Here is a 25,490-nt window from a genome sequence, read left to right as displayed (position 1 = left end):
AAAAATTTCGCTATTTCTGCGGTCACTACCGATAAAGGTAGCTCCCTTGAAACAGCGAAATTTTTTAAATTACTACGCCTATTCTGTCTTGAATATTTTTTAGAAAATTAAGCAAATTTGTCATCGCAAGACTTGCCGTAAGCAAGTCGTGGTAATTCACGAGTAAAAACAATCAAAATAATTCAAATTTAAAATCTAATTTTTCTATAAAATTTTATCAGTAATCGTATAAAAGAGAATAAATTTAAAAACCCCTTGCGAATTTGAAAATTCACAAGGGTTATGAGATTAAGTTCGTAATTATTTTCTAAGTTCTTTGATTTTAGCAGCTTTACCGCGTCTTTCGCGTAGATAGAATAGTTTTGAGCGTCTAACGCGACCTCTTCTTAGCACTTCGATACCTTCGATACTTTCGCTAAAAATAGGAAAAATTCTCTCAACGCCGACATTGTTTGCGCCGATTTTGCGGATAATAAATGTTTCGCCTACGCCACTTCCGCGTCTAGCTATACAAACGCCTTCAAAATTTTGAACTCTGCTTTTGTCTCCTTCTCTAATGCGAAGAGCGACTTTTAGCGTATCGCCTGCACGAAATTCAGGCACAGACTTACTAGCGATTTGAGCGTTTTCAAATGCTTCGATGTATTTATTTCTCATAGTTTTCCTTTTTGGCGATACTTGATTTTGCGGAACATATCGGGGCGAAAGAACCTTGTTTTTGAGTTCGCCATACTAAATTTCAAAGCTTGTATTTTAGCGTGATTTCCCTTTAAAAACTCTGAAATTATACTCAAATTTGCAAAATTATCAGGTTTTGCAAACGACGGTGCTTCTAAAAGTTCGTTTTCAAAACTTTCGATTTCAAGCGAACTTTCATTTCCCAAAACGCCTTTTATGTTTCGTGCGATACTATCGCACATACAAAGTGCCGGTAACTCGCCACCCGTTAGCACAAAATCGCCTATGCAAAAAACTTCATTGATATATTTTTCGATAATGCGTTCATCGATTCCTTCGTATCTGCCACAAATAAAGCATAAATTTTGCTCCTTGCTTAGCCGTTTTGCGTCATTTTGAGTGAATTTTTTACCCACAGGCGTAAGGTATATGAATTTTACATTTTCAAATTTAGTTTTTACTTTTTCAATCGTATTCGCCAAAGGTTCGCACTGCATAAGAAGTCCGGCTCCACCGCCGATCATATACTCATCGACTTTTTTATATCTGTTTGCGGTAAATTCGCGTGGGTTAAAAAAATGTGTTGAAATCAAATTCTTTTCACATGCCCTTTTTAAAATAGAATCCCCAAAGTAGGGCTTTACAAGATTTTCAAAAAGTGTGATAAAGATAAAATTCATGAATTTTCTAAAATCGCTTTTGCGTTTTTGGTATGAATTTTGCCTTCATCAAGGCAAATTTTTTCTACAAAATTATCGATATAAGGGACAAAAAAAGTTTTTGGCAAACCATTTTGGGTTAAATTTTGCGAAGTTGTTACTTCAAAAAGATAGTTTGCGCCGGTTTCTATTATATCGCTAACGATACCTAAAATTTGTGAATTTTCGCAAATTTCAAGCCCCATAATATCAAAATAAAAAAACTCATCTTTGTTTAGTTTGCACGATTTTTTTGTAGCTTCTTTACTTTGATAAAGTGTTTGATTTACGAGCATTTGCGACTTTTCGATACTATCAAAGCCGACAAAGATAACGCTAGAATTTGCACTAGAAAAAGATAAAATTTCTAAAATTTCGCCTGTGCCAAGAAAAAATTTAGCACCTTTTTTAAACTGCTTAGGGAAGTCGCTTTTATCGTGGAGTTTTAAAGCTCCTTTTAGACCGATAGTTTTGCCGATTTTAGCGACTTCTAAAAGCTCATCAGGCATCTGCTGCTTTGACCGTGATTTTGTATTGAGTAGGATCTTTGGCTTTGTAGCCTAAAATAACCGTTTTTATGGCGTTTATCATTTTGCCGTCTTTGCCTATGAGTTTGCCTGTGTCGGCTTTATCGGCATAGATAATAATTTCCGTAAATTCTTCACTCACATTTTTTTCTGTGCGAACAGAATTTGGATAATCCGCAATCATTATTGCGTATTGTTTTAAAAAATTTTCAACCATAATTATTTACTTGTGATTTGAGCAACTCTTTGGCTAAGTTTAGCACCTACGCTTTTCCAGTAAGCTAGTCTTTGGGCATCAAATTTAACATCAACGCCTTCGCTCATAGGATTGTAAAAGCCGATAGTTTCGATGAAACCGCCGTCTCTTCTTTTTCTGCTATCTGTAACAACTATACGATAAAAAGGTCTTTTTTTGCGACCGATTCTTGTTAGTCTAACAACTGTCATTTTTTTCTCCTTAAAAATGTTTAAATTTAAAGTTTTAAAATGTCCGCCGATACAGACATTTTAAAGCCCTAAATCTAATTAGGGTAACCTTGCTTTGGCATAATCGAAGCAAGACCTTGCATACCGCCTTTGGCTGAAAATTTCTTTGCTAACTTAGCTGCGTTTGTAAATTGCTTTAAGAAATGATTTACTTCTACTTGCGAAAGCCCTGCACCCTGAGCTAGTCGGCGTTTGCGTGAATTGTTTAACAAATCAGGGTTTTCTCGCTCTTTCGGCGTCATAGAATTTATCATCGCTTTAATGTGAATAATCTCTTTTGAGTTATCCAAATCAATGTCATTTATTTTATTTGCCATGCCTGAAAGCCCCGGAATCATGCCGATTAAATTCTTCATATTTCCTAGTTTTTTAACGCTTTCAAGCTGATTTATAAAATCGTTAAAGTTAAATTGTCCTTTTTTAATCTTTTTATTTAAAATTTTTGCTTCTTTTTCGTCAAACACGGCTGCTGTTTTTTCAACCAAAGTCGCCAAATCGCCTTCGCCCATAATGCGACTTACAACACGGTCCGGAATAAAACCTTCTAAATCAGCCACTTTTTCGCCTGTTCCTATAAATCTAAGCGGTATATTTAGCTGTTTTGCGATACCAAATGCAACGCCGCCTTTTGTATCGGCGTCAAATTTAGATAAAATAACACCTGTAATGCCCAAAACTTCGTTAAAAGCTCCTGCTGATTTCACGCCGTCTTGACCGCTCATCGCATCGGCTACATAGAAAATTTCATGCGGGTTAATAGCTTTTTTAATCTCGCTAATTTGATTCATCAACGCTTCATCTATGGCAAGTCGTCCGGCGGTATCTACGAGTAAAACATCGTATAAACCAGAATTTGCTTTATTTAAGGCTTCTTTTGCCACTTTTATCGGATCGCTTTCGCCGTCAATGCTAAAAAGTTCAAGCTCGTTTGTCGCACAAAGCTGTTTTAGTTGCTCGACGGCTGCTAAGCGTTGCAAATCGCAAGCTGCGATTAAAACCTTTTTTTTGCGAAGTTTTAGATAGTTTGCAAGTTTTACTGTTGTGGTTGATTTACCGCTACCTTGCAAACCTGCCATTAAAACGACAGTCGGGTTTTTATCGGCAAATACAAAGCCTTGATTTCCGGGTGCTGTTAAAATAGTGGTTAAATTTGATTTTATAGCGTCTAAAAATTGTTTTTGTCCGATTCCTGTGGCTTTTAGTTCAAGTTCGACTAAATTTAAAAATTCTTTTGTTACTTTGTGATGAACATCGGCTTTTAAAAGTGCTTTTTTTAGGGTATCAAGCGCATTTTTAAGCGCTTTTTCATCATCTATGATTCTAAGTTTATTAACGGCACTTTTAAACGATTCGCTTATAACTTCAAACACTTTTAAGCCTTTCTAAATTAAATTCTAACAAAACGCTTATATTAGCAAAAACTATCTTAAAACTCATTGAATTAAATATTTTTTGGCACTTCAAAGCCAAATTCGTTAAAGCTTTTATCTAAATTTGCTTTAAATTTAAGTCCCAAAATTTCGGTTTCATAAGCATGCAAAAACATTCTTTTGTTACGATTTTTTCCATATTTTTCATCACCGATTACGGCGTGATTAATGCTTGCTAAATGAACGCGAATTTGATGAGTTCTGCCTGTTTGGATATTTATTTTTACAAGCGATTTTTTACCGCTTACCATAAGCGGGAAAACTTCCGTAATCGCCGTTTTGCCGTCTTTTGAAATTTTCGAAATCGCTCCTGTTTTAGTTTTTAGCGTTAAAATCGGACTATCGATTACGATCTCTTCGCTTACAATCCCATTAACAATCGCCAAATAGGTCTTTTTGACTTTCATATTTTTAAACTCTTTTATCGCAATTTCCCTAAATTCGTCATTTTTGTAAAGCAAAATCACACCGCTTGTCTCTTTGTCAAGTCGGTTTAACAAATTTGCGTTAAAAATTTTCTCTAAACTCTCGCTGGTTACGAAGTTTGGCTTATTTGCGGCGATTAAATTTTCATCTTCGTAAATTTTCACAGGCTTTGCTATTTTCTGCACGACGAATTTTGTATTTTCGCTCATAAGCTCTCTTGCCACTTTGATTTTAACGCCCTTTGCACTTACAAGTCCGTCGTCTATGAGAGCCTTTGCTTCGTTGTTTGAGATATTTTCTTGAATCGCCAAAAGTTTATAAGCTTTTTCTTGCATTAGATTTTTTCCTTTAATAAATTTATGATTTTTTCTAAATCACAAATTTGCGTGATTTTTGTCGGTTTTGGGTTTTTTAAATGCGAATTTATTTCGCTGGCTTTGCAAATTTGCAAATTTTCAACCAAATTATAAAGTGCTTTTTGGTTATGAAAATACTCGCCACTTACGATAGGAACGCCAAATTGTGCTATTTCTATCGGATTGTGTCCGCCGATTTTAGGCACAAAACTACCGCCTAAAATCACGGCATCTGAAATAGCGTAAAAATTTATAAGTTCGCCAAGTGTGTCAAGGACGATAAAATCGCTTTTCAAGCCTAAATTTTCGCTAAATTTTTCAAAACTTAGATTATGTTTTTTTGCAAAATTTTCGCAAATCCCAGCTACTTTTTCAAATCGTTCAGGGTGGCGTGGAGCAAGGATATATTTGCAACCACTTTGTGGCATTAAATTCGCTAAAATCAGCTCTTCTTCGCCTTCATGAGTGCTTGCGATTGTGATTAGTTTTTTATCAAATTTTGCATAATTTTTGTTTGGCTTGGCTAAATTTGCACTTTTTATATTTCCGCAAATTTGGATATTTTTCGCTCCAAGCTCGGCTAATCTAGTGGCGTCTGTTTGGCTTTGAGCTAAAACTAAATCAATATTTGCAAAAATCATCTTGTAATAAAATTTAAATCTTAGATAATTTTTATAAGAATTATCAGAAATTCGTGCATTTAATAAAACGACAAAAGAGCCGTTTTTCTTTGCGTAGCGAACCAAATTTAGCCAAAGTTCTGCTTCAAAAATAACGCAAATTTTTGATTTTTCTAGCCAAAAAGGAAGCAAATTTTCAAACGGCAAAAAACGCGAATTTGGCGTGATTTTTTTTGCCGCCGCAAAACCTGTCGCCGTCGTTGTGGTGATAGCGACATTTTCAAATTTGCTTACCAAATTTGAAATAGCATTTACTTCGCCAAGGCTACAAGCGTGAAAATGTATATCACAAGGTGCAAATTTGGGATTTTTAAATAAAAAAAACCTAGCAGGTAGGCTTTTTGTGTATTTTGATTTAAAGCTTAAAATAAAAATAAACGGCAAGGATAAAATCCAAGCCGTCCAAGCCAAAAGATTGTAAATCACTCAGCTTCTTTGTATAAAATTCTACCGCAATACGGGCATGTTACGATGTCATCGCTTCTAATAACCGATGAATATGTTTTGTCGTTTAATTTCATAAAACAGCCATAACATGCTTGTTTTTTTACAGGTATTACTGCCGTATTTCCTGCCCATTTGCGAATTTTTTCGTAAAATGAAAGCATTTTTTGGTTCATGCCGACGACTAGTTTGTCTCTTTTTGTGTAAATTTCAGAGCGTTCTTTTGCGATTTCTTCGATTTGAGTTTTTAGACTTGCTTCAAGCTCGTCAAATTCGCCATTTAGTGCTTTTTCTTTTTCTTGTAACTCTTTTTGAGTTTGCTCTTTGTTTGCAACGATTTTTTCAAGCCTTTCGATTTCATCGTTTGCAGCTTCTAGGCTCTCTTTTGCGATTTCTTCTTCGACGCTTAGAGCTTTTATCTCTTTTTCAGTTTTTGCGGCACTGCTTTTTTTGCTTGAACTTTTGATTTTTGATGAAAAGTTGCTGATATGGGCGTTTGTTTGCGAAATTTGAGATTTAAGCTCGGCGATTTCGCCCGTTAAATTTGCGATTTCAGCCGATACGCTTGAAATTTCATCTTTTTTTGAATTTAGACTTTTCTCTACACTAGCGATTTTTGGTTTAAAGCTATCAAGTTGCTTGTCATATTCGCTAAGTTCAACAAGTTGTGTAAGATATTTATTCATTTTTTTCCTTTTTCTAATAATACTTAAATGGATTTATTGAATTTGTTATTATAACTTCAATTTGATTTTTTTGCAAGAAAGGTTGCAATGAAGCCCCAAAATAGCGTTCGCTCTCAAAGTGGTTAATGTCTATCAAACTGACATTATTTTCAAAATTTTCTAACGCCGTGTGGTATTTTAAATCGCCTGTTAAAAAACAATCCACGCCTAAATTCGCGGCAAATTCGCTACCACTTCCCGTGCAAAGTGCGATAGTTTTGATATTTTCTTTGGTTTTTACGGCTCTTAAATTTGAAATTTGCAATTTTTCTTTAATATCACTTGCTAAATCATCAAATTTCATATCGATTTTCATAAAAACAATAAAATCTTTAATATCCGTAATCTCGTATTTTAGGACATTTTCGGCTACAAATTTATTTAAAATGTGCTTGTCGTAATTTGTATGAAGCGAAATCAAAGATATATTTTTTTGCACCATTTTATAGATTAAATTCGCAGGATACAAACTCGGATTTAGCGATTTTAAACCTTTAAAAATGAGCGGGTGGTGCGTGATAAAAAGCGAATTTGGCTTTGCCTTTTCCACCAAAGCACTATCTAAATCAAGGCTAAGATAAATTCGTTCAAATTCGGTGTTAAAATCTCCCAAAATAAGCCCGGAGTTATCCCAACTTTCTTGATCGCAAAATGGTGCGATTTCGTCTAAAATGGCGTAAATTTCAGATATTTTCATAGGCTCTCTTTATAGGCTAACGCGCAACTTTTAGCTAACTCGCGAATTTTTAAGATATAATCTTGCCTTTGCGTTACGCTGATTGCGCCACGCGCGTCAAGGACATTAAAAGTATGAGCCGCAAGCATACAATAATCATAAGCAGGAAGCGCTAAAAGCGTTTTGCTTTTGCCACTTTCAAATTCAGCTCGACCGATTTCAAGGATATTTTTGCACTCATCAAAGGCGTTTTGAAACTGATTAAAAAGCATTTTTGTATCGGCGATTTCAAAATTATACTTTGAAAATTCATACTCGCTTTGTTTATGAACATCGCCGTAAGTGGTAACTTGACCATCTTTTTCGTCCCAAATAATGTCATAAACATCATCTTTACTTTGCAGATACATAGCTAGGCGTTCCAAGCCGTAGGTAATCTCGCCGCTGATTAACTCGCACGGAATTCCGCCTACTTGCTGAAAATATGTAAATTGCGTTACTTCCATGCCATCAAGCCAAACTTCCCAGCCAAGCCCCCAAGCACCAAGTGTAGGGCTTTCCCAGTTGTCTTCAACAAATCGAATATCGTGTTTTTTAAGATCTAAGCCCAAAACTTCAAGGCTTTTTAGATAAAGTTCTTGGATATTTTTTGGGCTTGGTTTTAAAATCACTTGAAATTGATAATACGAACCTAGGCGATTTGGGTTTTCGCCGTATCTGCCGTCAGTAGGGCGACGGCTAGGGGCTACATACGCCACGCTCCAAGGCTTATCGCCCAAGCTTCGTAAAAATGTCGCTTGATGATAAGTTCCAGCCCCTGCTGGCATATCGTAAGGTTGCACAAGCAAACAGCCTTGCTCGTGCCAGTAGTTTTGAAGCGCCAAAATAATCTCTGAAAATGTCATTATTTTCCCTTTTTTACAAATTTTATTAAAACCTTGAATTTAACCATAAATTTTTAAATTTGGCAAGGTTTGCGGGTTATTAAATGCAAAAATTTAAATTTGCAAAATAATTCCATTGTCATTGCGAGAATTTGCCGTAAGGCAAATTCAAAGCAATCGCCAATAGTAAATTCGCTACTTGTTTTTTTGCAAATTTGGTTAATTTTATTAAATTTTTCATTTTAAATTTTGTCTATATTTATATTTAACCTACTTAAAAAATACTCTTTAAGTTCGTTGTATTCGTTATTGTTTGCAATTACGACAAAAATGACTTCATCTTGTGTTTGAATTTCAAGCGTATCATTTAGCCAGTTTTTCAAGCCACCACTTTTAATATGGTAAATAAATTGTGGAAGTAGAAAATATATAATTATAAAAATTAGTATTGAAAAGATTATCAATAAGCCAAAAGGGTCTTTTCTTACAACTAACAATCCAAAAACATATATGAAAATAATCAAAGAAATTCCTACGATAGCAAATATTTTTCCAAAAGTTCCACTTAATAAATTTCCTTGTTTTTGTCCGTAAAATGTTCTTCTTGCATCTTCATTAAATATTTGTTTTATTTTTTTGATTTCCAAAATTTGATATAAATTGATTTTTATATTGATATTTCCGTCATTTGTCTGCCTTATAAAATCTTTTGAAAATATGAATTTGCTGTTTTTATGGGTTTTATAGCGTGTAAGGCTGGATTGCAAAAATGGCAACCAAAATATTATGGCATATAGTTTTGAGTGCCAATTATCAATAGGGACAATAAGGTTTATCACAATAAATACAATTATGCTAATAGTCCTGATAAATTCGATACTCACATCGTGGTTTAATAAAACAATCGGTTCTAAATCGTAGTTTCTTTTAGCGTTATTTAAATTTTTATCAAATTTCTTTTTATTCCAATTTTCAAAATTTTCCACATTTAACCCTTTATTTCTTGTTATTGCAAGATTTACGAAGTCAAAAGGAATAACCAAATAACGCATGGTAGCGTTTTTTGGATTTGCAAATTTTCAAAGCAAAACTTCGATTTCTTTTGAATCTTTTTCAAGTGAAATTATCGCTTCTTCTCGCATGTCAAGCAGTTTTTTTGCGATTTTTTCATCTGAGAGAGCCAAAATTTGCATTGCCAAAAATGCCGCGTTTTTTGCTCCTGCTTTGCCGATAGCAAGGGTCGCAACAGGCATACCGCTTGGCATTTGCACGGTCGAATACAACGCATCAACGCCGCCGCTTACGCCGCCACTCATAGGGATTCCGATGACGGGTTTAGTCGTATTTGCCGCCACAGCACCTGCAAGGTGAGCTGCCATACCTGCTGCACAAATGAAAACCTGCGCTCCCTTTTTTTCGGCATTTGTAACATATTCGCTTGTGCGTTTTGGGCTTCTGTGGGCTGAACTTATTATCATTTCATACGCAACGCCGTTTTCTTTTAGGATTTTTGCCGTTTCATTTACGACTTCAAAATCGCTTTTTGAGCCCATTATGATTGATACAAATTTCATTTTATTTCCTTTCGCAAAAAACTAAATTCAGGCAAATTCGCGGGGAGTTTGATTTCATTTAAATTTCCGCTGTGAATTTCACTGAATTCTTTATTTGTTTTTGATAATAATTTTTTAAATTTAAGGCAAAATTTGCCGTTATTTTCATAAATTTGTCCGATTTCATTATCGCAAATTTCAATTTTCGAATTTAACGGAGCAAAAATTTCAAATTCGTCATTTGGAGCGATTTTATCTTTTACACTTATAAATTCGCCATCATTTGAAATAGCGCTTACTTGGTGCGTTCCGTCTTCTATGCTAGTATCTAAATTCTGCGTGTTATCTCGCTCGTAAGGTTTGTGGATCAAATATCCGTCGGTAAAACCGCGACTTTTTAGCGTATTTAGTTCGCTTTCATAAATTTCAGCCCTAAATTTGCCGTTTATGGCGTCATCAATCGCCATGCGATAAGTTCGCGTTGCACATGCTGCGTAATATTCGCTTTTCGTGCGACCTTCGATTTTAAAGCTATCAATTGCACCGGTGGCGATGATTTTTTCGATATGAGAGCTTAAATTCAGATCTTTTGAATTCATTATATAAGTGCCGTCGTTTTCCTTTTCTTCAAGGCGAAAAAGTGTGCCGTTTTCTTCATTTTTGGCATAAAGTTCATATTTAAAACGGCAGTCGTTCGCACAGCTTCCGCGATTGCTAAAACGCCCGCTTTGCACCGCTGAAATCAAGCACCTACCGCTATAAGCAAAGCACATTGAGCCATGCACAAAAATTTCGATTTCTAAATTTGGCAAATGCTCTTTTATCAAAACGGCGTCTTTTAGGGTCATTTCACGGGCTGCGACTATGCGAGTTGCGCCTAAGCTTTGATAAATTTCAGCGTCCATATAATTTAGCACATTTGCTTGGGTTGAAATGTGGATTGGGATCTCAGGGGCGATTTTTTTGGCTAAGCTCATTACGCTTGGCGTGGCGATGATAAAGCCATCGACACCGACTTCTTTTAAAAATTTAATGTGGCGTTCGGTGGGTTCTAGTTGGGCGTTAGTTAAAAAGCCGTTTATGGTCGCATAGAGTTTTTTGCCGAATTTATGGGCGTAAGCGACACCTTCGGCGAAGCTATCTTTGTCAAATTCTTTCGCACTTCTTTGGCGAAGCGAAAATGCACCAAGACTGGCATAAACGGCGTCTGCTCCGTAATTAACAGCGATTTTTAGTTTTGTTAGGTTTCCTGCCGGGCTTAAAAGTTCGGGTTTCTTCAAATTCTTTCCATAATTTTAAAATTTTTAAGCGTGATTTTACTAAAATTATCCTAAAAAAGAGTTTTAAAGGATTAAAATGGTTGATTTACACAATCACACATATCTTTGTAACCACGCCACAGGCACGGCAATGCAATACGCAAAAAAGGCTTACGAAAATGGCATTAAAATTTACGGATTTTCAGATCACAATCCTATGAATTTTGATGAAAAATATCGTATGGATTTTTCGCAAATGGATTTTTATGAAGATATGATAAATGAAGTAAAAGCCGAATTTAAGGGCAAAATGGAAATTTTGCTAGGCTATGAAGTCGATTTTTTAGAAAATTTTATGAGCGATGAAATTTTTAAGCGAAAAGTTGATTATTTTATCGGTTCGGTGCATTTTTTAGATGGTTGGGGTTTTGATGACCCTGAATTTATCGGCGAGTGGAAAAATAGGGCAGTAGATGATACTTACGCTGAATATTTTGAAAAAATCGCTTTGCTTTGCAAAAGCGGAAAATTTCAAATTTTAGGGCATTTTGATTTGATAAAGGTTTTTAAATTTTTACCGAAAAAAGATGTGCGAGTGTTAGCTAAAAATGCCCTAAAAGCGATAAAAGAAAGCGGTATCGTGGTTGAGTTAAACTCAGCAGGTCTTAGAAAACCCGTGGGCGAAATTTATCCAAGCGATATTTTGCTTGAAGAAATCGCAAATTTAGGCGTAAATATCACGCTTTCTAGCGACGCTCACAGCGTGGAGCAGGTTACGCAAAACTACGAAAAATTGCTAGAAAAAGCAAAATTTTTTGGATACTCAAAAGTTGCATATTTTAGGCAAAAAGATATTGAATTTATAAATTTGGATTAAAAATTTAGTAAAAAGGGCAAATTTGCCCTTTTTACCGAGTGTTTTTATATTTTTTGTGGAGTTCTTAACATTACTCTTTTGCGGTAAATGTTTGAAACTTCCGTTGCATCGCCGACAAGTAGTGCATTTGTGCAGCAAATAGCAGCACACATAGGCACTTTGCCTTCTGCGATACGATTTTGTCCGTAAAGCTCTCGCTCAATGTGAGAATTTGTCTCTTCTGGACCGCCTGCGCACATTGTGCATTTATCCATAGCGCCTTTTATACCAAAAGCACCATTTCGTGGGAATTGTGGCGCACCAAACGGACAAGCATATAGGCAGTAGCCGCAGCCGATACATTTGTTTTTATCGTGCAATACAATTCCGTCGTCACGGATATAAAAGCAATCTACCGGACAAACTTGCGAACAAGGCGCGTCCGTGCAGTGTTGGCATGCAAGCGTGCTAGCAAATTCTTTCTCTTCAACTCCTTCGTTTATGATGACGACTTTTCGGCGATTTACGCCTACTGGGACTTCATGTGCATTTGAACATGCCACTTGACAGCCGTAACATGCTATACATCTATCATTATCTACAAAAAATTTCATTCTAGCCATATCTTACCCCTTATGCCTTTTCCAATCTACAAAGACCAGCGTTAAACTCAGAAATTTGAGTGTTAATGTCAAAGCCGTAGTTTGTGATGATATTTGAGCTTTCGCCGATAGTATAAGGCTTGGTGCCTTCCGGATAGCGATCGCTTAAATCAACGCCTTGGAAAATTCCTGCAAAGTTATAAGGTAGCACGATACGATCAGGCGTAACTGAGTGCGAGTAGATACATTTTACTTTTATTTTTGTGCCTTGTGGGGCGTGTATCCACATCATTTCGCCGTCTTTTATGCCGTGATCTGCTGCTAAGCTTGGATTTACATGAGCAAACATCTCAGGTGTAATCGCTGCAAGATATTTGCTAGTTCGTTCTAACATACCTGCACCGCTTAAATTTACAACCCGAAGCGAACTCATGATGGTCGGGAATTCCTTACTCCAATCTTTCTCTTGTTGTTCGCTTTTGAATTTTGTAGCAACACGGAAATTTCGTGCTTGATCGTCAAATGACGGATATTTTTGCACTAAATCCCATCGTGGAGAGTGGATAGGCTCTCTGTGAAGCGGAATAGGATCAGCAAATTCCCAAACTTTCGCCCTTGCTCTTGCGTTTCCACACGGACAAATTCCAAATTCTCTACATTTTTGGTTGATAATACCGCTGTAATCATCGCTCCAAGATGAGCCGATTTTTGCCTTTTCTTCTTCGCTTAAAGTAATACCTAGAATTTGCTCGATATTATCTTTTGTGATTTGAGCGTGACCGCCTTTAACCTTTGAATTCGGCAAAGTTATGCTTTCATCGGCAAGTTGTGAAACGCCGTTGTGCTCTAATCCAAAGCGATTTCTAAATCCCATACCACCTTTTTCATAAGGTTTAGTCAAATCATACATAATCGGCGTTCCAGGGTGTTTTGTATCCCAGCACGGCCATGGAAGTCCGTAGTATTCGCCTTTAACATCTCCGCCGATTCCCATAAGCGTATCAGGATCGAAGTTGTGCCAGTTGGCTTGATGACGGCGAAGTCTTTCAGCTGTTCTACCTTGATTTCCGATACTATGTCCGCATCTAGCAATCTCATCTGTCGCATCATCAGGCCATACGAAATCATCTTTAACTTGTTTTAACTCGCCATCGACGATTCCCATTTTCATACCCTTGACATACTCATCGTAAAAACCAAATTTTTTAGCAAACATAAACATAATCTCTTGGTCTTCTTTACTTTCAAAAAGTGGTTTTATGACTTGTGTTCGCCATTGAGCCGAGCGGTTTGTGGCTGTTACATAGCCTTCGCTTTCAAACTGAGTGCAAGCTGGAAGCACATAAATTCCGTCTTTTCTGTCGCTTAAAATAGCAACTTCGTTTAAGAAAGGTTCAACCACAACAAGCATATCAAGTTTATCTACGGCTTCTTTGATTTTGGTTTGATGAGCCATAGATGTGATTCCTGTTCCTTGAACCCAAAGAACGCGTAAATTTCCGCTTGTGTAGGTTTTTTCTTCTTTTAGCACGCCTTGCCACCATTTAGCTAGTGAAAAGCCCTTTTCATTTCGCCAATTTCTATCTTCTGGATTATTTGCATCGTGATAGAAATACTCTTTGAAATTCGTTCCTTTTACTGCTTCGCCGAGTTTTTCTCTTGGTTCTTTAACAGAAGTTGCAAATCGTTTTACAAATTCGTCAAATTCAACGCCCCAGCCCTTGCAGTAGTGTTTCCAAGCGCCATCAGCCAAACCATAATACATAGGCAAGGTATCGGCTAGGTTGCCCATATCTGTTGAGCCTTGAACATTATCATGTCCGCGGATAATGTTTGTTCCGCCGCCCGGTTTGCCCATATTTCCTAAAACTAGTTGTAGGATTGAAAGAATTCTTGTATTTGAGCTACCGACTGAGTGTTGAGTGATACCAAGTGCCCAAATCAAAGTAGCAGGTTTAGTCGTAGCAAACATTTGCGTAAATTGGATTAGCAAATCTTTATCACAGCCCGTTACATCGGCAGTTACTTCCGGTGTCCATTTTTCGGCTTCTGCTCTAATGTCTTCGATTGCGTAGCTTTGAGTTTCGATGACTTTTTTATCTTCCCAGCCGTTTTTGAAAATCAAGTGTAACATACCATAAATAAATGCAATATCCGTTCCCGGGCGAATTCTAATGTATAAATCAGCTTTTGCCGCAGTTCTAGTGTAGTTTGGATCTACAACTACGATTTTTGCGCCGTTTCTATCTCTGGCTTGAAGTCCGTGTTTCATACCACCCACAGGGTTTGCAACGGCTGAATTTGCACCTATATAAAGAATCATTTTAGAATTTGCTGCCATATCGCCAAAGTGATTTGTCATAGCACCATAACCCCAAGTATTCGCCACACCGGCGACTGTTGCGCTATGTCAAATTCTGGCTACATGGTCGATATTATTCGTGCCCCAAAAAGCCGCAAATTTTCTAAAATAAAATGATTGTTGGTTTGAAAATTTAGCTGAACCTAAAAATTCAACACTATCAGGACCGTCTTCTTCACGAATTTTCAGCATTTTTTCTGAAATTTCATTGACGGCAGTTTCCCAGCTTATTCTTTCCCACTTGCCATTAACCTTTTTAAGCGGATATTTTAGACGCATTTTTGATTTTGTAAGATCGATTTGATCGATACCTTTACAGCAATGGCTACCTTGTGAAATAGGGTGGTCAATCGCCATATCTTGTCTTATCCAAGTATTTGTGCTTTCATCAACTTCTGCTACAATACCGCAACCAGCCGAGCAAATAGAACAAATGGTTCTTTTTTTGACCGAATTTGGAAACGGATTTTTAACTTCATCGGCACTAGCATCTCGCAATGTTTCGTTATTGCCAAATGCGCTAACGCTAGTTGCGCCAAGAGCAGCAAGTTTCAGAAAGCTTCGCCTTCCGATTGTTTTGTCCATCATTTGCTCCTAATATACCGTTTTGTAGTATTTTTCCCAAGCTTCACTTTTTTTGTAAAGCACCTCTTTTTTCTTTGATTTTCCCTTTGCAACACCATTTGATGAGCTAACTTCATCGTTGGCTAAAATGGTAGTAGCGCCGACAACTGCTGTAGTTGCGGCAGTGAGTTTAAGAGATTTTTTTAAAAAATCCCTGCGATTTGTCTCCATAATTTTTCCTTCACTAGGCAAAATTTTCTACTTAAAATCTAGGGATTTGGGCAACCTTGCCCCTTGATAGACTTTAAATTCTTTGAATTTTATCAAAAACATACTAAATTGAATATTTAAAATAAAAGTTTCTTAAAAAATTTTAGTTTATTTTAAGAAATTTAGCAAAATGCGTTATTAGATTATATATTAAAATATATAATCTAATAATATTTTATTACATTTATTAAATTTTTATTTATCAAGCTTGAAAACATTTCTTGGGTTTTTAAAACGATTTTCATAAGGAAGTCTTGCTAAGGCTTCTTTTGCGACACTTTTTTCAAATTTAGGCGCATCTACGGCTAAAAGCGATCTTTCCAAAGCAAAAAAACTTTTCATCAAATTTGCTAAATTTTTAAAAAAGTTTGTGCCTTTGTGTTCTAACAAAAGAGATATAAATTCATCTATAAATTTATTTATAACATTGACAAAAAGCTCGGTAGAAAGGAAGTTTGAACCGCGTTGCAACTCATCTTTTAAAAGCGAACTCATAAAATAAAAAATAAATCCGATGAAATCTTCGCTATCTTTGCAAAATTCATTATTTCGTCTAAATTTGCTCTTTTTAAGAGTATTTAAAACCAGAATTTTCATCGCCCCTTCGTCTCTGCCTTCATCGTAAAATGACGCACTCAGTGGAACATTTGCATAAGAAAAATCAAACAAAGCCGTGTTTTGTTCTGTTTTAAACTCATCAAAACTAAATTTTTCCAAATTTGCAAAAAATTCATTATCTTCTGGCGTTATAGCTGAATTTTTAAGCACGGCAAGTTGGTCTTTCCAAACTTCAAATTTAGTTTCATTTTCATAGAAAAAAAACGGAATCGCAAAAAATTCGTAATAATAACTTCTAGCTTTTATGATATTAATATCCATTTATATATCCTTTTGTTCGTGCATTTTTTGTATCATTATTTTTGCCTTGCAATCCCCACAACAATATAGCGTTTTTTGCGTAACTGGATCTGAAATTTTACTCATCATCATCTCGGCGATTTTCATAACTGCCTTGCTTGGGGCAAATTCTTTGCCACACTCGATACAGGCGAACAAGCTATCTTTTGCTAAAATTTGGTGAGAAAAATATTCAGGTTTTAACTCGATTTGTCCGGTTTGCAGATTTATCGTATCTTTTTCGGCGCAACTTTTCACGCAGTATCCACACGCCGTGCAAAGTGAAGCGTTGTATTTGAGCGAATTATCATTTGCATCGGCAAAAAGTGCGCCCGTATTACAGGCTCCCGCACAGCTTAAACAAAGCGTGCAAGAGTTTTCGTTTATGGAAATTTTGCCGTGAGTTATAAATTTACCGCTTTTTACAACACCCAAATTCTCATTTCCGACTAAAAATGATAATCTTTTTGAGAAAATTTCTAGTTTTGAAAGATTTGCTTCTACAAGGTTAAATTTGGAATTTTCGATAAATTGCAAATTTGATAAAGCACTTTCAAGCTCGTTTTGGTTTTGTATAAGCGATACTGCGCGAGTTTTGAATTTAAGCTCATAAATTTGATTTATAATATCAATACTTTCGCAAAGTGGCTTATCTGCGCTATTTTGCGAATCAAAAATCGCCAAATTTGCACCGCTTGTTTGCAAAAGTGTTAAAAAGTGCGTTAGGCTTAAAAAATTTAGCGCATAAAGGCTCAAAATCAGCGTATTTTGGGGAAGTTTTACGCTTAAATCCTGCAAATCTAAATTTTGTGGAATTATCAAAATCTTTTTATTTTCATAAAGCTTTGCGACTTGCAAAAAGGCATTTCGTGGCATTTTTGCGCTATCAATCGCACCTGTGGGGCAAATTCCTACACACCTGCCACAGCCGATACAATCGATATGCGAAAAAACAAGCTCTTTATTTTCGTCGTCTTTTAAAATGGCAACTGTGGGGCAAATTTCAGAACATTTAGCACAAATTTCATCTCGTCTGTGATGATAATCGCAAATTTGCGAATCGTAAGTTATGGAATTTTTATAGTTAAATTGTGGTGAATTTTGTGTTAAAATTTTTAAAATTTCATCATCATTAAGCCCTGAAATTTCGTAACAACCACTTTGGCGAAGCATAAAATCTTTTGCATTTTCTATGAGCGCAAAATCAGCCGTAACTTCGATTTCTTCGCCATTTTGCAAAATTTGCACTACGATTTCGCCAACTTGCCCGTAAAGAAAATTAACTTCGCTATGATTTAGTAAAATTACCTTAAATTCGTGCTTTTTTAACAAATTTGCTAAATTTTCTCTTTTTTCATCGCTTATTAAAATGATATTTTTGCCAACGCTTTTTTGATAATCCAAATCCTTTGCCAAATCAAAGCAAACCGCCCTTGCTTCATACATTAAACTTACGCTTTTTGATTTTTGCAAAAAATCATCGCTTGAATTTTTTATATAAAAATCGATTTGTGGTGCGTAAATTTGAGCCTTGATTTTTGGCGAATTTGATACCAAAAAAGTCGGTAAATTTTCCGGAATACAATCATCAAAAATTTCGATTTCATCGCCTAAGACGGCATCTTTTATATCGCCTTTATAAAATGCAAATTCTTTCATTTTTTACCTTAAATTTTTTTAAACGGCAAATTATATCAAATTTTGTTTTTTTATTTCTAAATTTTTACTTTAAATTATTATTAAATTTTTTTATTCATATTAAAATTTAGCAAATTTTTAAAAGCACAAAGGTATAATATTGTGTTTTAAAATTAACCAAAATTAAAGGTATTTTGTATGAAAAAATTTTTACTTTTTCTAGCCTGTTTTGGCTTAGCAAATGCCCAAAACTACGCAGATATAGTTCAAAAAAATTCAAATAATATTTGGGGAAATGCAAGATTTGAAAATGCAGGACAAACTTACGAAAGTGGATTTGCGCCGATTTTTATGTATATGCAAAGCAATGATTATTTTGCATGGCTTGCAGCATTTGCTATTATGGCAGTAGTTTTTGCGTTTGTGTTGCATTATGTCATCGTCGGTCCAAAGCACTTTTCGCACGCTCACGGCAAGATTTTAGCGTTTAATAAATTTGAGAGATTATTTCACTTAGTAGCTGCTATCTCGTGGGTGATTTTGGTTCCAACTGGTCTTATAATGATGTTTGGCGATGTCTTTGGTGGCGGATTTTTTGTAAGAGTTTGTAAAAATTTACACGGGCTTGCGACTGTAACATTTGCTTTTAGTGTTCTTCCTATGCTATTTTGCTGGTTTTATAGAATGCTACCTGCACTTTATGATATAAAATGGATGATGATTGTCGGTGGCTATTTAAGCAAGAAAAAACGGGCGATTCCGGCAGGTAAATTTAATGCAGGTCAAAAAGCGTGGTTTTGGATAGCAACACTTGGTGGTCTTGTGATGATAATCACAGGTGCTGCGATGTATTTTCTTGATTTTAGTGCGATTAACGCTAGTGCGATTTTTGGCATTTCTCAAATCGAGTTCTTACGCGCAAGTGTCATCGTGCATAATGTGCTGGGCGCGATTTGTGCAGTATTTTTATGTGTCCATATCTATATGGCAGTTTTTGCGATAAAAGGTGCGATTCATTCTATGATTTCAGGTTACAAAGAAGAAGAAGAGGTTTATGTTTTGCACCACTACTGGTATCGCGAGTTATTAGATAAAAAGAAAATCGAAAAATCAGAATTTGAAGAAAAATACGAAAGATTATAAAAAACGGGGCAAATTTAACAGAATTTGCCCTTTAAATTTAGCTTTGAGGTTCAAAGATACTTTAAATTTAAGGAAATACAATGCAAGTTGATTGTAGAAATTTGGCTTGTCCTGCACCTGTTATCAAAACAAAAGAAGCTTTAAAAAGTGCTAAAATAGGCGAAAGTATAGAAATTATCTTAAACGAAACGGCTGCGATAGAAAATGTCAAAAGATTTTTGCAGACAAACGGATACGAACCCAATATCACGCAAAACGGCAGTGAAGCGACTTTTAAAATCCAAAAAACAGGCGATTTGAAAAACGAAAATGCAGAGGATTTTTGCGACATAAACCATAAGAAATCAAAAGTTGTTTTTTTAAATGAAGAAAGTTGTGGAAGTGGCGCAGTAGGCAAAAGTTTGCTTAGTAAATTTTTAGGTTCCATCGCAAATTTACAAGATAAACCAAAAATGATAATTTGCGTAAATAACGCCGTTTTTATGACGACAAATAGATCTCACGAAAGTTTTGGGGTGCTTAAAAATTTGGAAATTTTAGGCATAGAAATTCTTAGTTGTGGAAGCTGCTTGGAAGCCTATAAACTTGTCGATAAACTTGCGATCGGTCGCATGTCAAATGCACTTGAAATCATGGAAATTTTGAGCGAAAACGAAGCGATAAAACTATGAATTATCGTAATTTTAGCCTTACAAAATTTGCTTCATCATCTGGCTGTGCTGCCAAGCTAGAACCTAGCGCAATCGATAAAAATTTAGCAAATTTGATCGAACCACACCCAAATTTGCTCTCGTCAATCACCAGCAACGAAGATGCCGGAATTTTTAAGATAAATGATGAATTTGCACTTGTGCAAACGCTTGATTTTATGACGCCGCTAGTCGATGATCCTTACATTTTCGGTCAAATCGCTGCTGCAAATGCCATTGGCGATGTTTTTGCTATGGGCGGTGAAGCGATAAGCGCGATGAATATCGTTGGATTTGATAACTTTCATTTTAGCGATGAAATTTTGGTTGAAATTTTAGAAGGCGGAAAGAGCAAAATCGCCGAAAGTGGTGCAGTCCTAGTCGGTGGCCATACGATAAAAACGCCTGAAATTTACTATGGGCTTAGCGTTACGGGCAAGGTTAGCCCAAATAATTTTTGGAGCAATAATACAGCACAAATCGGCGATGTTTTGATTTTAACAAAACCACTTGGCACGGGGATAATATCGACTGCGATTAAAGCTGATTTTTTGGAATTTAGCGAATTTAAGGAAGCATTAGAACAGATTAAAATGCTAAATTTATATGCAACCAGAGCTGTGCGTGATTTACAAATTCACGCAGCCACCGATATAACAGGCTTTGGGCTTTTAGGACATGCTAGTGAGATGATAAATGATAGCATTTCGTTTAAATTTTATGCAGATAAAATTCCATTTTTCGAAAATGTGCAAAAATGCGTTGATAACGGGTTTATTCCTGCTGGAAGCTATAAGAATTTGGAATTTACGAAAAAAAATGTAAATATAATGCCTGATATTAAATTTTGCGATGCACAAACCAACGGCGGACTTCTTTTATCCGTTAGCGAAAAAGATGCTGATATTGCCATAACTCGCTTAAAAGATGCAGGTTATAAACACGCTAGTATCATCGCAGAAGTCATAAAAAAAGATGAGTTTAAAATTTATATTTAGCAAATTTGTTAATTTTAATAGTATTTTGATACAATACAGAGTTTGGAGAGTATGACGACTTGGTAGCGTCCGCGGACTTCAAATCCGATGAAAGTGCGATTGATCGTGCTTTGGAAGGTTCGATTCCTTCACTCTCTCGCCATAAAATTAAAAGGACTTAGTTAAAGTCAAACGCAAAGGTATAAAATGGAAATCTCTTTACCAAAAATCGATAAAATCGCAAATTTGAAAGAATTTGCTAGTTGCAATAAAAACAAAATTTTATCACTTGCAAAAGAAATTATCGCAAAAGAGCGAAGAAAAGCTATGCAAAACAAGCCATATTTGGGCGAAAATGAGATTATTCAAAAAATCAAAAATGAGTATGAAAAATTTGAAAATCTTGCCTTAAAACCACTTATAAATGCAACAGGCGTGGTGATTCACACAAATCTTGGCAGAAGCGTGATTTCGGCTGAAATTTTAAAACGAAGTGAAAAAAATATCACAAATTATTCGAATTTAGAATTTGATTTAAACACAGGCAAACGGGGTAATCGCTACGATTTCATCGGGGCAAGATTAGCAAATTTTTTTGGATTTGAAGATGCGCTTGTAGTAAATAATAACGCAAGTGCCGTATTTTTGGTCTTTAACACTTTTGCAAAAGGATTTGAAGCCATTGTTAGCAGGGGCGAACTAGTCGAAATCGGTGGTAGTTTTAGAGTGCCGGAAGTCATGGCTAGTTCTGGTGCGATTTTAAGGGAAGTTGGTACTACAAATAAAACAAAAATTTCAGATTACGAAGCAAATTTGAACGAAAATACAAAAATGCTTGTCAAAATTCATCGTTCAAATTTCGATATTGTCGGATTTAGCGAAGAAACGGACATTTTTGAAATTTCAAATTTGGCTAAAAAACACAAGTTGATTGATTATTTTGATTTAGGAAGTGCAGCTGCGCTAAATTTAGGCAAATTTAGCAAAAACGAAGTAAATATCAAAAAACTAGCTAAAAGTGGGGTTTCGCTTATTAGTTTTAGTGGCGATAAGCTTTTTGGCTCGGTTCAGTGTGGCATCATTTTAGGCAAAAAAAAGTTGATTTCGCAACTTCGCAAAAATCAGCTTCTTAGAATGCTAAGGGTTGATAAAATCACCATTTCACTGTTAGATGAGTGTATAAATGCTTATGAAAATGGCGAAATAAGTCTAATACCAACTGTTTTTCAAATTCAAAAAAGTATAAATGAGCTTAAAAAAAGTGCCGAATTTGTTCAAAAAAATATCAAATTTAAAACGCAAATTTTGCCTTCGAAATCTTTTGTCGGCGGCGGGAGTTTGCCAAATGTAAGCTACGATACAGTAGTTTTGGCTTTTTGCATTGATAAAAGGGCTACTATTTTGCAAAGCGAATTTAGAAAATTAGGAATTATCGGTCGCATTGAAGATGATAAATTTTGTCTTGATTTTCGCTCGATTTTTGATAAAGATTTGCAAATTTTAGTTGAAAAAATCAACTCTTTACAAGGATAAGCATTGCAAACTGTTATAATAGGCACCTCTGGACACATAGATCACGGAAAAACAGCGTTAATAAGGGCGTTAAACGGCTTTGAAGGCGACGAACTGCAAGATGAAAAAGAACGGGGCATTACCATAAATTTAAGTTTTTCAAATTTAAAGGGTGGCGAAAACAATATCGCATTTATCGATGTTCCGGGTCATGAAAATCTCGTTAAAACGATGATTAGCGGGGCGTATGGTTTTGATGTTTGTATGCTTGTTGTAAGTTGTGATGACGGACTTATGCCACAGAGTAAAGAGCATATTGCGATTTTGTCGCTTCTTAGTATTAAAAGCATTATTTTGTGTATCACAAAGTGCGATTTATGCGATACTGCACGAGCAAATGAAGTTTTAAAAGAGTGCGAAAATTTCATCAAAAATTTCTCAAATTTGCAAATTTTGAACTCATTTTTTCTAAGTATAAAAGATCAAAACAGCATAAATGAGCTAAAAAACTACCTTTTTACACTAAATCCAAAACCAAGAAATGCCGATGGAATTTTTCGTTATTATATCGATAGGGTTTTTTCTATTGACGGGGCAGGAACTATCGTAACTGGGAGCTTAATCAGTGGTCAAATCGCAAAAAACGATAAGATTTATAACTGCGATTTGGACGAAATTTACGGCGTCAAAAATATCCAAATTCACGATGAAAATGCCGAATTTGCAACCTCTCCAAATAGAGTAGCGCTAAATTTAAGCGGTGCAGATAAAGCTAGGCTAAAATCCGGGCAAATTTTAACTAAAAAAGGTTTTTTTAGGGGATTTAATAGCATTGATTGCAAATTTTTTGGTGATATTTCGCATAACGAAAATGTCCTATTTTGCGTAGGTTCAAAGCAAATTTCGGCAAAATGTTTGATTTTAAAAGATAATAAAGCCAAATTTGAAGAAAATTTTGATTTTTCAACCCCAAAAATTGTTTCTTTTAAATTTGAAAAACCTGTGTTTTTGATGTTTGATGAGCCTTTTGTTGTGCTTAAAAATTCCCGTTTGTGTGGTGGCGGAACCATCTTAAACTCAGTTAGCGAACCATTAAAAAAAGAGCCAAAACTCTCTCTTTTAAAATCGCTTTTAAATGGTGATTTTTTGGAAGCATTTAAAATTTTAAGCTCATTTCATAAACACGGATTTGGGCTTTATTCGTCTTATCAAAGATTTGGAATTTCGTGTGAAGCTGCCCTGCAAATAGCACGAAATTTAAAAGGCGTTTTTTTGGACGAAGAGAATTTTTGCGTTTATGATTTAGGGGCTATTAGCGACATAAAAGAATTTGTTAAATTTATTATTTCTAAAAACAATCTTGCCGTATTTTCCGGCGCAAGTATCGCTTTAAAACTTCCTTGGGCAAGTGAAAATTTGGCAAATTTTGCGCTAAATGAGTTAGCAAATGACGGTATTATTGCTAAATTTGGCGGGGTTTATATCAAAAACGGGATTGATTACGAGCAGTTGTCGCAAAATTTAGAAAATCGAATTTTTGAAATTTTGCAAAAAGGTGGCATTGCGCCGCTTGCGCCGTATAACATTTATGACGAGCTTGAAATCGATCGCAGTAGTGGCGATAGTGCGCTAAAAAAACTTACAAAGGCAAAAAAGGTTATTCGCTTAGAGCATAATCTTTTTATAACTTCATTTAACCTTGATTTGGTTGTAAAAAAGTTTTATGAAATGATTAAAAATGACGGATTTATCGATGTCGCAAGTGTAAAAAATCATTTTGGATTAAGCCGTAAATTTGCCGTTTGTTACCTTGAATATTTGGATAAATTTGGCGATATTGAAAATATCGAAAATAAAAGATTTTTGAAAAAATAATCGGCGTTAAATTTGAACTAAATTTAACGCCAAAATTTGTTAAGCTTTTCGTTGTTTAAGCCCTACAAAAACACAGAAAATAAAGCCCAAAGCAAGAGCATAAGGTGCGTAAGGCGTTATGCCTTTTGCCGAACTTGCTAGTAAAAAGTTATGTGCTATGGCTGCACCACACGCCATGCCCATGACAAAAATGGCTGAGCTTAAATTTCCTGCACCTGTTTGGATTAGGTGTTTTCCAGGACAACCCTCAGCTAACGAAAAACAAAAGCCAGAAAGTGCCATGCCAAGGAAATTCCAAAGCATTTGATTGTGAGCGATTGGTTGATTTTCAAAGCCGAAGTTGTATTGAGAAAATGCCAAATTTGCGATAGTTGCACTTGCTACGACTGCAACTATACCAAAAAACATAGTAAAATCTTTATCCAAAATTCGGCTCAAAGCTCCGACTGAGCAGAATTTTGAGCGTTGCATAGCGATGCCTATGATGATTGCTAGTCCAAGCGAGATAAAGATATTTGCGTGTTTTGAACCCGGACCATCAGTCGAGCTAAACAAAGGCGCATTTTCGCCAAGTTTAAGCCCAAAAATCAAAGCACATAAAAGCAAAATAGCGATGATTAAAGGTAGGGCTGAAATTGCCTTATTTACGCTTTTTACTTCTTCAAGCGCATAACCTTTTGATTTAAAAAATCTACCACAAAGCACACCAGCAAAAAGTCCTAAAACGCCAAGAAGTGCCGTCATATCGCCACCGCCTAGTCGTAAAAACGCACGCCACGGACAACCCAAAAACACCAAAGCCCCAATCATAGCAAAAATTCCTAAGAAAAATCGCACAAACGGCGATGAACCGCTAGTTGGTTTGTATTCTTTTGCAAATAAAGAAGCGATAAATCCGCCGATAATCAAACCGATGATTTCAGGGCGGACATACTGCACAATTGCAGCCCTATGAAAGCCAAGCGCTCCGACCGTATCACGCAAAAAACAAGCAGCGCAAACGCCCATATTTGCAGGATTTCCAAAATAAACCAAAACGGCACCAAAAAGCCCCAGACAAACGCCTGAGATGATATTTAATGTAAGTTTAGACATAAAATTTCCTAAATTTCGTAATAATCCACACGGGATTCTAAAAAACGAGCGAAATTCTAGCAAAAAAATTTTTTAAATTTGCTAAATTCCGGCTTTAAATTTAGCAAATTTATATATTTTTATTAGGCAGAAAATTTTCTTTTAAAAAGCCCAAATTTAGGTTAAATTTGCATTTTTATCAAATCTTA

Annotated in this window: 26 protein-coding genes and 1 tRNA gene; 7 read left to right on the top strand and 20 right to left on the bottom strand. The window is 35.7% G+C overall.

Features of this window, described 5'->3' with window-relative positions; all coding sequences use genetic code 11:
• Window positions 1-300: 300 nt before the first annotated feature.
• The 14 genes from rplS to PF028_RS03570 form a co-directional block, all read right to left on the bottom strand.
• Window positions 301-657, bottom strand: coding sequence for a 50S ribosomal protein L19 (gene rplS / locus PF028_RS03635; protein WP_270860407.1), 357 nt, complete (start codon window positions 655-657; stop codon window positions 301-303).
• A complete protein-coding gene (gene trmD, locus PF028_RS03630; protein WP_270860406.1) occupies window positions 654-1,358 on the bottom strand; it encodes a tRNA (guanosine(37)-N1)-methyltransferase TrmD in 705 nt (234 codons plus the stop codon). The genes rplS and trmD overlap by 4 nt, the downstream gene beginning before the upstream one ends.
• Window positions 1,355-1,885 (bottom strand): ribosome maturation factor RimM, encoded by a 531-nt coding sequence (gene rimM, locus PF028_RS03625; RefSeq protein ID WP_270860405.1) that lies wholly within the window; start codon window positions 1,883-1,885, stop codon window positions 1,355-1,357. The genes trmD and rimM overlap by 4 nt, the downstream gene beginning before the upstream one ends.
• Entirely contained in the window at window positions 1,878-2,120 is a 243-nt protein-coding gene (locus PF028_RS03620; RefSeq protein ID WP_270860404.1) for a KH domain-containing protein, read from the bottom strand. Before PF028_RS03620 ends, rimM begins: the two co-directional genes overlap by 8 nt.
• A gap of 2 nt (window positions 2,121-2,122) precedes the next feature.
• On the bottom strand, window positions 2,123-2,350 hold the full coding sequence (gene rpsP / locus PF028_RS03615; RefSeq protein WP_270860403.1) for a 30S ribosomal protein S16: 228 nt from the start codon (window positions 2,348-2,350) through the stop codon (window positions 2,123-2,125).
• Window positions 2,351-2,424: 74 nt separating this feature from the next.
• Window positions 2,425-3,759 carry a signal recognition particle protein gene (gene ffh / locus PF028_RS03610; protein WP_270860402.1) on the bottom strand — a complete coding sequence of 445 codons (1,335 nt, stop codon included), beginning with the start codon at window positions 3,757-3,759 and terminating at the stop codon, window positions 2,425-2,427.
• Window positions 3,760-3,830: 71 nt separating this feature from the next.
• On the bottom strand, window positions 3,831-4,580 hold the full coding sequence (locus PF028_RS03605) for a pseudouridine synthase family protein (RefSeq protein ID WP_270860401.1): 750 nt from the start codon (window positions 4,578-4,580) through the stop codon (window positions 3,831-3,833).
• Window positions 4,580-5,707: a lipid IV(A) 3-deoxy-D-manno-octulosonic acid transferase gene (gene waaA, locus PF028_RS03600; RefSeq protein WP_270860400.1), complete on the bottom strand. Its 1,128-nt coding sequence runs from the start codon at window positions 5,705-5,707 to the stop codon at window positions 4,580-4,582. The genes PF028_RS03605 and waaA overlap by 1 nt, the downstream gene beginning before the upstream one ends.
• Window positions 5,704-6,411 (bottom strand): zinc ribbon domain-containing protein, encoded by a 708-nt coding sequence (locus tag PF028_RS03595; RefSeq protein WP_270860399.1) that lies wholly within the window; start codon window positions 6,409-6,411, stop codon window positions 5,704-5,706. Before PF028_RS03595 ends, waaA begins: the two co-directional genes overlap by 4 nt.
• Window positions 6,412-6,424: 13 nt before the next feature.
• Window positions 6,425-7,147, bottom strand: coding sequence for a Nif3-like dinuclear metal center hexameric protein (locus tag PF028_RS03590; protein ID WP_270860398.1), 723 nt, complete (start codon window positions 7,145-7,147; stop codon window positions 6,425-6,427).
• The gene (gene glyQ, locus PF028_RS03585; protein ID WP_270860397.1) at window positions 7,144-8,031 is read right to left on the bottom strand and encodes a glycine--tRNA ligase subunit alpha; all 888 of its coding nucleotides are present in this window, start codon (window positions 8,029-8,031) and stop codon (window positions 7,144-7,146) included. Before glyQ ends, PF028_RS03590 begins: the two co-directional genes overlap by 4 nt.
• A 221-nt stretch (window positions 8,032-8,252) precedes the next feature.
• Window positions 8,253-8,996, bottom strand: coding sequence for a hypothetical protein (locus PF028_RS03580; protein WP_270860396.1), 744 nt, complete (start codon window positions 8,994-8,996; stop codon window positions 8,253-8,255).
• Window positions 8,997-9,089: 93 nt separating this feature from the next.
• On the bottom strand, window positions 9,090-9,584 hold the full coding sequence (gene purE, locus PF028_RS03575) for a 5-(carboxyamino)imidazole ribonucleotide mutase (RefSeq protein WP_270860395.1): 495 nt from the start codon (window positions 9,582-9,584) through the stop codon (window positions 9,090-9,092).
• A complete protein-coding gene (locus PF028_RS03570; RefSeq protein WP_270860394.1) occupies window positions 9,581-10,843 on the bottom strand; it encodes a peptidase U32 family protein in 1,263 nt (420 codons plus the stop codon). Before PF028_RS03570 ends, purE begins: the two co-directional genes overlap by 4 nt.
• Before the next feature lie 76 nt (window positions 10,844-10,919).
• Here PF028_RS03570 and PF028_RS03565 point away from each other — a divergent pair, with 76 nt between their 5' ends.
• Window positions 10,920-11,699: a histidinol-phosphatase gene (locus tag PF028_RS03565; RefSeq protein ID WP_270860393.1), complete on the top strand. Its 780-nt coding sequence runs from the start codon at window positions 10,920-10,922 to the stop codon at window positions 11,697-11,699.
• A 44-nt stretch (window positions 11,700-11,743) separates the two neighbouring features.
• Here PF028_RS03565 and fdh3B read toward each other — a convergent pair whose 3' ends face one another.
• The 5 genes from fdh3B to PF028_RS03540 form a co-directional block, all read right to left on the bottom strand.
• Window positions 11,744-12,301 carry a formate dehydrogenase FDH3 subunit beta gene (fdh3B, locus tag PF028_RS03560; RefSeq protein WP_270860392.1) on the bottom strand — a complete coding sequence of 186 codons (558 nt, stop codon included), beginning with the start codon at window positions 12,299-12,301 and terminating at the stop codon, window positions 11,744-11,746.
• Between the two features lie 10 nt (window positions 12,302-12,311).
• Window positions 12,312-15,227 (bottom strand): formate dehydrogenase subunit alpha, encoded by a 2,916-nt coding sequence (locus PF028_RS03555; protein WP_270860391.1) that lies wholly within the window; start codon window positions 15,225-15,227, stop codon window positions 12,312-12,314.
• A gap of 9 nt (window positions 15,228-15,236) precedes the next feature.
• The gene (locus PF028_RS03550; protein WP_270860390.1) at window positions 15,237-15,437 is read right to left on the bottom strand and encodes a twin-arginine translocation signal domain-containing protein; all 201 of its coding nucleotides are present in this window, start codon (window positions 15,435-15,437) and stop codon (window positions 15,237-15,239) included.
• 234 nt (window positions 15,438-15,671) lie between these two features.
• The gene (locus PF028_RS03545; RefSeq protein ID WP_270860389.1) at window positions 15,672-16,355 is read right to left on the bottom strand and encodes a molecular chaperone TorD family protein; all 684 of its coding nucleotides are present in this window, start codon (window positions 16,353-16,355) and stop codon (window positions 15,672-15,674) included.
• The gene (locus PF028_RS03540; protein ID WP_270860388.1) at window positions 16,356-18,032 is read right to left on the bottom strand and encodes a 4Fe-4S binding protein; all 1,677 of its coding nucleotides are present in this window, start codon (window positions 18,030-18,032) and stop codon (window positions 16,356-16,358) included.
• A gap of 177 nt (window positions 18,033-18,209) precedes the next feature.
• Between PF028_RS03540 and PF028_RS03535 the strand changes: the two genes are divergently transcribed.
• The 6 genes from PF028_RS03535 (at window position 18,210) to selB (ending at window position 24,207) form a co-directional block, all read left to right on the top strand.
• Window positions 18,210-19,154, top strand: coding sequence for a formate dehydrogenase subunit gamma (locus tag PF028_RS03535; protein WP_270860387.1), 945 nt, complete (start codon window positions 18,210-18,212; stop codon window positions 19,152-19,154).
• Between the two features lie 80 nt (window positions 19,155-19,234).
• Window positions 19,235-19,825, top strand: coding sequence for a sulfurtransferase-like selenium metabolism protein YedF (gene yedF, locus PF028_RS03530; RefSeq protein ID WP_270860386.1), 591 nt, complete (start codon window positions 19,235-19,237; stop codon window positions 19,823-19,825).
• A complete protein-coding gene (gene selD / locus PF028_RS03525; RefSeq protein WP_270860385.1) occupies window positions 19,822-20,841 on the top strand; it encodes a selenide, water dikinase SelD in 1,020 nt (339 codons plus the stop codon). The genes yedF and selD overlap by 4 nt, the downstream gene beginning before the upstream one ends.
• 44 nt (window positions 20,842-20,885) lie before the next feature.
• Window positions 20,886-20,983, top strand: a tRNA-Sec gene (locus PF028_RS03520).
• A 44-nt stretch (window positions 20,984-21,027) separates the two neighbouring features.
• A complete protein-coding gene (gene selA / locus PF028_RS03515; RefSeq protein ID WP_270860384.1) occupies window positions 21,028-22,353 on the top strand; it encodes an L-seryl-tRNA(Sec) selenium transferase in 1,326 nt (441 codons plus the stop codon).
• Between the two features lie 3 nt (window positions 22,354-22,356).
• Window positions 22,357-24,207 carry a selenocysteine-specific translation elongation factor gene (gene selB / locus PF028_RS03510; protein ID WP_270860383.1) on the top strand — a complete coding sequence of 617 codons (1,851 nt, stop codon included), beginning with the start codon at window positions 22,357-22,359 and terminating at the stop codon, window positions 24,205-24,207.
• Between the two features lie 39 nt (window positions 24,208-24,246).
• Here the strand turns inward: selB and yedE are convergent, their stop codons facing one another.
• Complete coding sequence (yedE, locus tag PF028_RS03505; protein WP_270860382.1) at window positions 24,247-25,302, bottom strand: YedE family putative selenium transporter; 1,056 nt, start codon at window positions 25,300-25,302, stop codon at window positions 24,247-24,249.
• Window positions 25,303-25,490: the final 188 nt, after the last annotated feature.

Origin of the sequence: Campylobacter sp. CN_NE2 (assembly GCF_027797465.1) — a bacterium.
GTDB lineage: Bacteria > Campylobacterota > Campylobacteria > Campylobacterales > Campylobacteraceae > Campylobacter_B.
The sequence above is the reverse complement of the archived record's forward strand: the minus strand, read 5'-3'. Positions and strand labels throughout refer to the sequence as shown.

Coding starts and splice junctions, on each gene's coding strand:
- purE (WP_270860395.1), bottom strand. CDS start 9,584: ATGAAATTTGTATCAATCATAATGGGCTCAAAAAGCGATTTTGAAGTC.
- PF028_RS03595 (WP_270860399.1), bottom strand. CDS start 6,411: ATGAATAAATATCTTACACAACTTGTTGAACTTAGCGAATATGACAAG.
- glyQ (WP_270860397.1), bottom strand. CDS start 8,031: ATGACATTTTCAGAGATTATTTTGGCGCTTCAAAACTACTGGCACGAG.
- PF028_RS03590 (WP_270860398.1), bottom strand. CDS start 7,147: ATGAAAATATCTGAAATTTACGCCATTTTAGACGAAATCGCACCATTT.
- yedF (WP_270860386.1), top strand. CDS start 19,235: ATGCAAGTTGATTGTAGAAATTTGGCTTGTCCTGCACCTGTTATCAAA.
- PF028_RS03535 (WP_270860387.1), top strand. CDS start 18,210: ATGAAAAAATTTTTACTTTTTCTAGCCTGTTTTGGCTTAGCAAATGCC.
- yedE (WP_270860382.1), bottom strand. CDS start 25,302: ATGTCTAAACTTACATTAAATATCATCTCAGGCGTTTGTCTGGGGCTT.
- rplS (WP_270860407.1), bottom strand. CDS start 657: ATGAGAAATAAATACATCGAAGCATTTGAAAACGCTCAAATCGCTAGT.
- PF028_RS03620 (WP_270860404.1), bottom strand. CDS start 2,120: ATGGTTGAAAATTTTTTAAAACAATACGCAATAATGATTGCGGATTAT.
- trmD (WP_270860406.1), bottom strand. CDS start 1,358: ATGAATTTTATCTTTATCACACTTTTTGAAAATCTTGTAAAGCCCTAC.
- PF028_RS03545 (WP_270860389.1), bottom strand. CDS start 16,355: ATGGATATTAATATCATAAAAGCTAGAAGTTATTATTACGAATTTTTT.
- PF028_RS03605 (WP_270860401.1), bottom strand. CDS start 4,580: ATGCAAGAAAAAGCTTATAAACTTTTGGCGATTCAAGAAAATATCTCA.
- rpsP (WP_270860403.1), bottom strand. CDS start 2,350: ATGACAGTTGTTAGACTAACAAGAATCGGTCGCAAAAAAAGACCTTTT.
- fdh3B (WP_270860392.1), bottom strand. CDS start 12,301: ATGGCTAGAATGAAATTTTTTGTAGATAATGATAGATGTATAGCATGT.
- selD (WP_270860385.1), top strand. CDS start 19,822: ATGAATTATCGTAATTTTAGCCTTACAAAATTTGCTTCATCATCTGGC.
- selA (WP_270860384.1), top strand. CDS start 21,028: ATGGAAATCTCTTTACCAAAAATCGATAAAATCGCAAATTTGAAAGAA.
- PF028_RS03565 (WP_270860393.1), top strand. CDS start 10,920: ATGGTTGATTTACACAATCACACATATCTTTGTAACCACGCCACAGGC.
- PF028_RS03550 (WP_270860390.1), bottom strand. CDS start 15,437: ATGGAGACAAATCGCAGGGATTTTTTAAAAAAATCTCTTAAACTCACT.
- rimM (WP_270860405.1), bottom strand. CDS start 1,885: ATGCCTGATGAGCTTTTAGAAGTCGCTAAAATCGGCAAAACTATCGGT.
- PF028_RS03540 (WP_270860388.1), bottom strand. CDS start 18,032: ATGAAAGAATTTGCATTTTATAAAGGCGATATAAAAGATGCCGTCTTA.